Source organism: Acidobacteriota bacterium, from assembly GCA_028874215.1.
Taxonomy (GTDB): Bacteria; Acidobacteriota; UBA6911; order RPQK01; family JAJDTT01; genus JAJDTT01.
The window spans coordinates 1-8,168 of record JAPPLF010000021.1 but is presented as its reverse complement, the minus strand read 5'-3'; the positions used below and the strand labels follow the sequence as shown (position 1 = coordinate 8,168).

The 8,168-nt window shown below is 62.3% G+C and carries 5 protein-coding genes; 3 read left to right on the top strand and 2 right to left on the bottom strand.

The window, feature by feature from the left end; genetic code table 11:
* Window positions 1-85 precede the first annotated feature (85 nt).
* The gene (locus tag OXT71_03860) at window positions 86-658 is read right to left on the bottom strand and encodes a sigma-70 family RNA polymerase sigma factor (protein MDE2925515.1); all 573 of its coding nucleotides are present in this window, start codon (window positions 656-658) and stop codon (window positions 86-88) included.
* 276 nt (window positions 659-934) lie between these two features.
* On the opposite strand from OXT71_03860, the gene OXT71_03855 reads away from it, so the two are divergent.
* Window positions 935-1,708, top strand: coding sequence for a hypothetical protein (locus OXT71_03855; GenBank protein ID MDE2925514.1), 774 nt, complete (start codon window positions 935-937; stop codon window positions 1,706-1,708).
* Window positions 1,709-1,853: 145 nt separating this feature from the next.
* Here OXT71_03855 and OXT71_03850 read toward each other — a convergent pair whose 3' ends face one another.
* A complete protein-coding gene (locus OXT71_03850) occupies window positions 1,854-3,476 on the bottom strand; it encodes a hypothetical protein (GenBank protein MDE2925513.1) in 1,623 nt (540 codons plus the stop codon).
* A gap of 229 nt (window positions 3,477-3,705) precedes the next feature.
* Between OXT71_03850 and OXT71_03845 the strand changes: the two genes are divergently transcribed.
* Window positions 3,706-6,387, top strand: a complete 2,682-nt coding sequence (locus OXT71_03845; GenBank protein ID MDE2925512.1) for a hypothetical protein — start codon at window positions 3,706-3,708, stop codon at window positions 6,385-6,387.
* A 105-nt stretch (window positions 6,388-6,492) separates the two neighbouring features.
* Window positions 6,493-8,037: a hypothetical protein gene (locus OXT71_03840; GenBank protein MDE2925511.1), complete on the top strand. Its 1,545-nt coding sequence runs from the start codon at window positions 6,493-6,495 to the stop codon at window positions 8,035-8,037.
* Window positions 8,038-8,168: the final 131 nt, after the last annotated feature.

Genomic DNA, 8,168 nt, shown 5'->3' with positions numbered 1-8,168 from the left:
ACCGATGGCGCCGGCCCCCGCGGGGGGGGGGGGGGGCAACCCGGCGGGGGGGGGGGGCGGCCGGGGCGACAGACGCCACCGAAGCTCAGGCCGCCTCGAGGCGTTGGCGCAGCCGGCGGCGCCCATAGAACAGGCGCGACTTGATCGTGCCTTCGGCGACTTTCAGGGATTGGGCGATTTCGCGGATGGTGAACCCTTCCAGGTCATGAAGCCAGACCACATTGCGGTGGCGTTCGTTGAGGTCCGAGATGGCGGACCGGACTCGCCTCTTGATCTCCGTGCGCCGGAGTTCTTCGAACGGAGTCCGCTGGGATGCGTCCTCCAGGTGGCCCCATTCCGAAACGTCCCCGTCCAGGTTGTTGCGATGTTTCCGGTTCCGCCGGAGCGTCTCCAGGCAGACGTTGATGGCGATTCTGTTGATCCAGGTGCTCAGCTTGGAATCGCCCCGGAACTTGTGGCACGCCCTGTGAATGTTGACGAAGGTCTCCTGGAGAGCGTCCCAGGCAGCCTGCTCCTCCTTGAGGATGCGGATCGCCGTACTATAGATGTTGCCCTGGAACCGCCTGAAGAGTTCCCGGAAGGCCTCCTCGTCCCCGTTGCGGATTCCCGAGATCAGCCGTCTCTCCCACGATTCCGGTTTCGCTGCGTAAGCTCTCATGATCACCTCCTTCTGCCGCATTTCTTGTGCAAGACGCGTGCCAAACACGGAAACCGTTGTATTTCTTGAGGTTACGGCGAGTCTCCGGAAAGGGGACCGTCAACCGGATTGACAGTCCGTCACGGCAGGAATCGGGGTAAATCTCAAGATTTCAACGGGATACAAGATGTGAAAACATTGGACACTGAGTGTCTGTCAATCGGACAGACGCCGGACTTCCCGGCTCCCGGGGCGGGGCCGTCTCCGTGCTATAATTCGCGGCGGCTGGCATCCATCTTGAAACACTATCGACGACATGGCGCGAGTGAGGTCGCCACTCCTTCACTGTTTTTCCTGGTGCGGCAGGATGTCCAGGACGTCAGGTCCCGTTACCGGGCCTCCACGACGGAATTTTTCTGTGGCGAATGGCTGGACGAAGCCCATCTCCACTGGACACCGGACATGGTCGTTCCCGTGAATCCCGACGAGATCGAGGAGTTCGATCCCCCGAGAGAATTGGATTGGCCCGATTTCGCCGACAGCATGATCATTCGTCACTCGATCCATTACTACCGGCCCCGGATCTGGAGGAACGCCGGGTTGGATCTCTACTCGAGATTCAACGAGAGCCGCGAGGAATTTCTTGCCCGTTGCCATCAAAAAGAGGTCCGCAAAAGGGTCTTGGAGCGGGAAGAGTTGAGGGACGTCTTCTTGCGCCGGGTCATCGAACTCAAGACGGCGATGATGAAGATGGTGGCCGAGGAGAGATCGGTGGATATGCACCGGGACCGGCGGCTGGCGACGGTCAGGAGCTTGTTTTCCGATTTGGCCAAGGAGTGGGATCGGCTGCCTCTTCGCGACGACGAACCGGCGCTCCGGAAAAGCGGCGACGCCGACGGAACGGACCGCGATCTTCATGAGATGGTCGACTCGTTTCGCGACGACCTCCGGTATCGCTTCGGCCGTATCGAGGTCGGGATTCGGCCCCGGGTCGAGAACCTCGATCCCTACGAGGTGCCGGTGAACCACTCGCAGGTCGAAATCATCTCGCGCGGGTTCCTCTGGTCTTAGCAGCCCGTGGTAAAAGTCGTCACGGCATTCGACCGTCCCTGCATCCCGGCGGACTGCGTTGCTCCTCGGTCATATACTCCCGGTATGCTCCCTCAGAGCGCCTTGTCCGCCGGGCGCAGGAACGGTCTCGGTGCTCGCGGGACTCTCACCACGGACTGTAAAACTCGAAACCGTACAGAAACGCCCGCTTCAGATAGAATTTCGCCTTGCGGGCTCCTTCGGGCGCGCGGTCGCCCCCTCTCCAGTTCACCTGCAAAGCCGCGTGGTCGCCGTTCAAGGGACTGCAGTCCTTCCGGGTAAACCCGTCCAGGGGTCGATCGTCCGAATCCAGCAGTTCCACCTGGAGGTAACCGGCATCCAAGTCCGGCTTCGACGATTTCTTGGCCGGCCGAGTCACCATGTTCACCCGCAGGGACCGATTCGCCAGATCCCGGTCCCGGGTCACCGCCATGCCGAGGGTCGGACCGCCGGCTGAAGGGATCAGTGCGTACATTCGTCCCATCCGCCAGGAGGCGCGGCAGAGGGCGGAATTGAAGGGCAGAAAATGGGCCCCGTGGTCGATGGCGTTCTCCAGGTAACCGACCTGTTGGCTGGGAGCCCGGGTGTCGAAGATCTGCCGGTGCGCCCCTTCGGTTCCTCCGTAGTAGAGGTGAAGCCGGTTGCCCTCCTCGACGAGGTACTGGCTCTGCCAGATCATGCCTCCGCCGTAATCGCCCAAGGGGGCGTTGTCGAGGCAGGGCCGGCGGTCCGGATACCACCAGCGGCTGCCGTCCCTTGACGCCGCCAAGCGGAGGTTCAGGGTCTGGGTGAGAGGCCAATACATGGTCACCATCCCCAGGTATCCGCCGGGAACCCGGTGCGGGACCAGCTCCTGGTACTGCGTGTCCCGGTGGTCGCGCTCGTCCAGGGTCAGGATCATGGACTCGTCCCGCGTCCACACGTTCCCGTCCTCGCTCGTCGCCCGGTAGACGGTTCGGCGGGGCGCATCCTCGTAGATGGGGACATGGTCGCCCGGTTGCTTCTTTCCACCCAGCCGGTAATAGGCCACGTACTCTCCCGGACCGTAGCGATAGAAGAAACAGAGATCGCCGCTCATGGGGTCGTAGATGGGTTCGCCCGACAGCTCCCAGTGATAACCGTCACGAGAGCGGTATCGGTAATACCCGGTTCCGGCCGGCGTCTTTCCTTCGACGGAAGCCCATCGAAGGACGTACATCTCGTAGGGCAGTTCGGCGTCGCCGTCGTCGACCATGACGGAGGAATAGGCGGCCGTCCCCTGGTCGAGATCGAAGATGATGTTGGTCTTCTCATGTTGGCCAAATGACGCATTGGACAGCGCTGGTCGCGACCAGCGCACTCCGTCGTCGCTCTCGAACAGGCAGAGGCGGCGCTTGGAGTGGTTGTTGGAGGCCCACGGACTGCGCCAGTCCACAGCCGTCTCCTCCGGAGGCGTGGCCACCAAGTAGGCCTTCCATCGTCCGTTCCGGGGATCCTTGAACACCGAGCTGTGGATCCCGATGCCGCCGCCGTCCCACGGCATGTCCCCCTCAAGCAGCGGGTTCTCCGGATCGGGGGTGCCGGGCTCCACGCGCCAGGCGGTCAGATGCAGTTCGCTGAAGTCGTCCGGCATCAGCAACGGAGTGGGCCAGGACGCCGTTTCCGACTGCTGCACCGCGCCGCCGGGCTGAGTAGGAGCCGTCCCGCACGCCAAAGCTCCCATGGTCGTGAACGCTGCTGTTTCCGTCAGGAACGTCCGTCTGCTTTTCATGGTCGTGCCCCTCTTCGTAAATGAGTGATTCCCAATTGAAATGTAGGGGCGCCGCTTGTGGGTGCCCTCCGTCAGGCCATGCTGAGCATGGTTTCGTTCATATCCTCGATTGCCGAATTCCGGCTGGAGGGTGGAGACAATGCGCTGGTCGAGTGACCGGATTGTCCCAAAATGTAATAATTTGGGTCAAGGACTCCCACTCTCCTTCAGATTCTTTCGAGGCAGGTTCATGCCCCTGCGATACATCCGAAGACCATCTCCCAACCGAAGAGAGTTCCTGGCCGGGGCCGTCGCGACTCCGGTGGTTCTGACCGGTCTGGTTCGGTCCCAGGCGCCCATCGAGGCCCGCTATGGAGACTTCTCCGTTCCCGTCTCCGAGTCCCACTTCCCGAGCCCACTCCATCAGTTCGTCTGGAGAAACTGGGAATTGGCCAACGCCGAACGGATGGCCCGGGTCGTGGGAGCGACCAGCGAACAGATCGTTCTATTGGGAGAGTCGATGGGCTTGCCCGCCAAACCGATTCTCACCGGGGATCAGCTCCGCCGCATCTACATCACGGTGATCCGCCAGAACTGGCACCTGCTGCCCGAAGTGCAGCTCATCGCCCTGCTCGATTGGGACCGGGAGCACTACGACTTCACCCTGAGGGAAGATGACTTCCTTTGGTACAAGCTGGGTCCGAAACCGAAGTGCGACTCGATTCGCTGGGCGGCTCCGACTCCGGAGGAAAGGCAACGGACAACGGAGATCCGGCGGCTGGTGACAACGACCTTCGGCAGGGTTCTGCATGAAAACGGGGAGGAGCCGTTTCGTTTTGTCGGCGATCTGAGCCGGGATGAGACACGGCCGCATCGGGACCCCCGCGCGCAACCGGATCGGGAGGAGATCGACCTCTCGGGTTGGGCCGTTCGGTTACCGGATCAGATCGAACTCATGGAGATGGCTCAGCGGTTTCGGTCCTACCTGCGGCACGCCATGCAATGTCCCACCCGGGCCGCCGGCGAAGGCGGGGGGTCGAGCGGGGGGACGCTCCGTTTCCTCTTGAACCCGGACGTGGCGTCGATTCCGGACAGTTTCGAGATCCGGGTCGAGGCCGCTTCGGTGACGGTCCTGGCGTCCGAGCCGGGAGGAATTCGCCAAGGCATCTACGAGATGCAGATGCGGATGGAGCGGCGGCAGGGGCCTTTCCTGCCCAAGGGGACGATCCGAAGAGTTCGGCGCCTGGAGACAAGCTACCTCTACTCCTACGTTGCCCTGTACGGAGACCCCCTGATTGAGGAGGATATCGATCCGTTTCCGGCGGCATACCTGGAGAAGCTGGCGCGGCTGGGTGTCAAAGGCGTCTGGCTCCAGGGAGTCCTGAGACAGCTCTCCCCCTCCCGCGTCTTTCCCGAATTCGGCGAGGGTTGGCAGACCCGCCTCGACCGGCTCAACCGGCTGGTGGACCGGTGCGCCAAGCATGGCATGAAGGTCCTGCTCTACGTCAACGAACCCAGAGCCATGCCCGAGTCCTTCTTTCGGGACCGTCCCGGGATCAAGGGCACCTCCGACGCCGACGATCCCCGCTACTTCGCCATGTGCACCAACACGGATCCGGTCCTCCAGTGGGTTTCGGAAGGTCTGAGCCACGTCTTCGCCCAGGTCCCCGACCTGGGAGGAATCGTCAACATCACCATGTCGGAGAATCTGACCAACTGCTTCTCCAGAGGGCGTCCCGAAAACTGCCCGCGCTGCCCCGGGATCGATCCCGCGGAGACGGTTGCGGCCGTTCTGAAGGCAATCCGCGACGGCATCCGAAGCAGCAGCCCGAAGGCCGAGATCATCTTCTGGGACTGGGGCTGGGGACATTCCTGGGTGCCGAACGGCAATGACCCGATTCCGACCATTCGCAGGCTTCCGCAAGATGTCCGTCTGCTCAGCGTGAGCGAGTGGGAACAACCGGTCCACCGGGGCGGCGTCCGGACCCAGGTCGGCGAGTACTCCGTCTCCGTGGTCGGTCCGGGGCCCAGGGCGGTGCGCCACTGGACGGCCGCGCGGCAGAGGGGGATCAGCACCCTGGCCAAGATCCAGATCAACAACAGTTGGGAACTGGCGGCCGTCCCCTACATACCAGTCCTGAGCCTGATCCAGCGGCATCTCGAGAACCTCCTGAGAGTGGGAATCGAGGGCCTGATGCTGTCCTGGACGGTCGGGGGATACCCCTCGCCGAATCTGGAAGTCGCCCGGGAATACTGCCGTTGGCCAACGCCTGATGGCGACGAGGTCCTGACGCAGGTGGCGGAACGCGGTTACGGTCCGAAGGCGGCGGCGCTGGTCAAGTCGGCGTGGAAGGCCTTCAGCGAATCCTTCGAAGAATATCCGTACGGCATCAGCATCTACATGATCCCGGTCCAGCACGGACCCGCCAATTTGCTGCGTTCGAATCCGACGGGTCACCGGTCCCGCATGACCCTGTTCCCCCATGACGACGTGCCGGGCTGGCGCGGCGCCTACCCGGAAGACGCGGTGCAGAAACAGTTCCGCAAGATGTCGCAGAAATGGGAAAAGGGACTGGACGCCTTACGGAGAGCCCAGAAACAGGTCCCGGAGCACCTCCAGGCCGCCGCGAGGAAAGACCTTGGGGTCGGCGAAACCTGCTTCATCCACTTTCGCAGCGTCGCGAATCAGGTGAAGTTCTACATGCTCCGGCAGCAGTTGGAGTCGGGAAACGGCGACCTCCGGCAGGTTCGGTCGGAGATGGCGGCGCTCTGCCGGGACGAGATCGACTTGGCTCGACGGCTCTATCCGATCGCTCGACGCGACTCCCGACTCGGATACGAGGCGTCCAACCACTACTACTACCGCCCCCTGGATCTGGCGGAGAAGGTGCTCAACTGCGATCGCGTCATCCGTGAGCTTGAGCGGTCGTGACGGACGGCGGCTGGAGATCTCAAATGGACTGGACTTGGGCGGGCCGATCCCGGCTGACGGCCGGCGCGGCGTGGATGCCGCCGAACTCGAACAGGAGAAGCCAAGATGAACTATGAACCCACGATGCTGGACATCGGTCATTCCAAGCAGATCTTCGTCGACGACCTGGTCATCGAATCCGTCGAGAACATCTGCCGCACCTGGCACCAGCCCACGCGGGGCGGGAGTCCGGTCATCGTCCGAGACCGTCCCTGGGAGCAGATCACCTACTTGACCTTCAACGGCTCCCGGGTGGTTCGCGACCCCAGGGACGGGATTTTCAAGTGCGTCTATCAGATCTGGAACCGGGGAGACACGCCCCATGATCCGCCGGCGTTCCATCTCCTTTACGCCGAGTCCGAAGACGGCGTGCATTGGCGAAAGCCGGAGCTCGACGTGTTCCAGCATGATGGCCGGGACACCAACATCGTCATCCCCAACGCCTACGGCATGACCTACATTCTCGACCCTCACGAGGAGGATCCCGCACGCCGGTTCAAGGCGATTTACCTCAGCTATCTGCCCAAGAAGCTGTTCGAGTCCACCTGGAAGGTGATGGCGGCCACGTCCGAGGACCTGATGCACTGGACCGACATGCCGGAACGGCCGCAGATGGGCCGGACCGGATCAAAGATGGACGATTCGAATTCGCTTTCTTACGACCCTTTCGGCCGGATCTTCATTCTGAACATGCGCCATTACGACATGTACGCCATCGCGCGAAACCTGGACAACCCCGAACTGGAGGAATGGACGATCTGTCCGCCCTACTATCCCCTGGATTGGCGCCGCATCAACAAACGGCGGATCTGGCAGACGGAGAGCGCCGACATGATTCACTGGTCGGAGCCTTACGCGGTTCTCACTCCCGAGGACGGAGAGGACGGCCTGGACGAGACCTATTACGGCTTCTACCCGTTCCCGGTCGGCGGTGTGCGGCTCGGGTTCCTCAACACCATGAGCTACGTCTCCAACGAAATCGAGGTCCGGCTCGTCTACAGCCGCGACGGAAAGACCTGGCGTCATCTGAACAAACGCCGGCCCTTTCTGGCTCCGCGCGGCGAGGGCCATTGGGACTCATACATGGCCACCATCACCCACGATCCCATCCGGGTCGGGGACGAACTCTACATCTATCACGGCGGCGCCTCGAACCATCACGACTGGTGGATTTCCGGAGCCCGGGAGGGTCTGGAAGTGCCCGAAGTCACCGAACCCGATGGGGTCAACTACGCCCTGGGACTGGCCAAGCTGCGGGTGGACGGATTCGTTTCGCTGGACGCCGGACCCACACGGCGGGGCATCCTGGTGACCCGTCCGTTGATCTCGGAGGGAAGGCGGCTGAGGGCCAACATGCGATGCTACGGTGCGGGTTCGATCGTCGCGGAAATCGTCGATCTCCGCGACCAGGTCATTCCCGGCTTCAGCCGTCAGGAGTGCGACGTCTTTCGGGGAGACTCCGTCGAACACACCTTCTCCTGGAACGGCCGGACCGAGATGCCGGCATTGCCCTCGGAGCCTGCCCCCTACCCGGCGCCGGAATTCGAGCGGTTCCGCAAGATCCGGTTCTTCATGGAGAAGGCTCAGCTCTTTTCCTTCACCTTTGCCTGATCAACGGCAAGCGGCGGCTTTCCTGTCGCCGACAGGGGGGGGTTAGGGGGGACGTATACGAATACGATCTCTTAAGCGGAACTTCACTTCGGATAGTCGGTCTAACTGTATCTATATCAGTAAGATAGAAA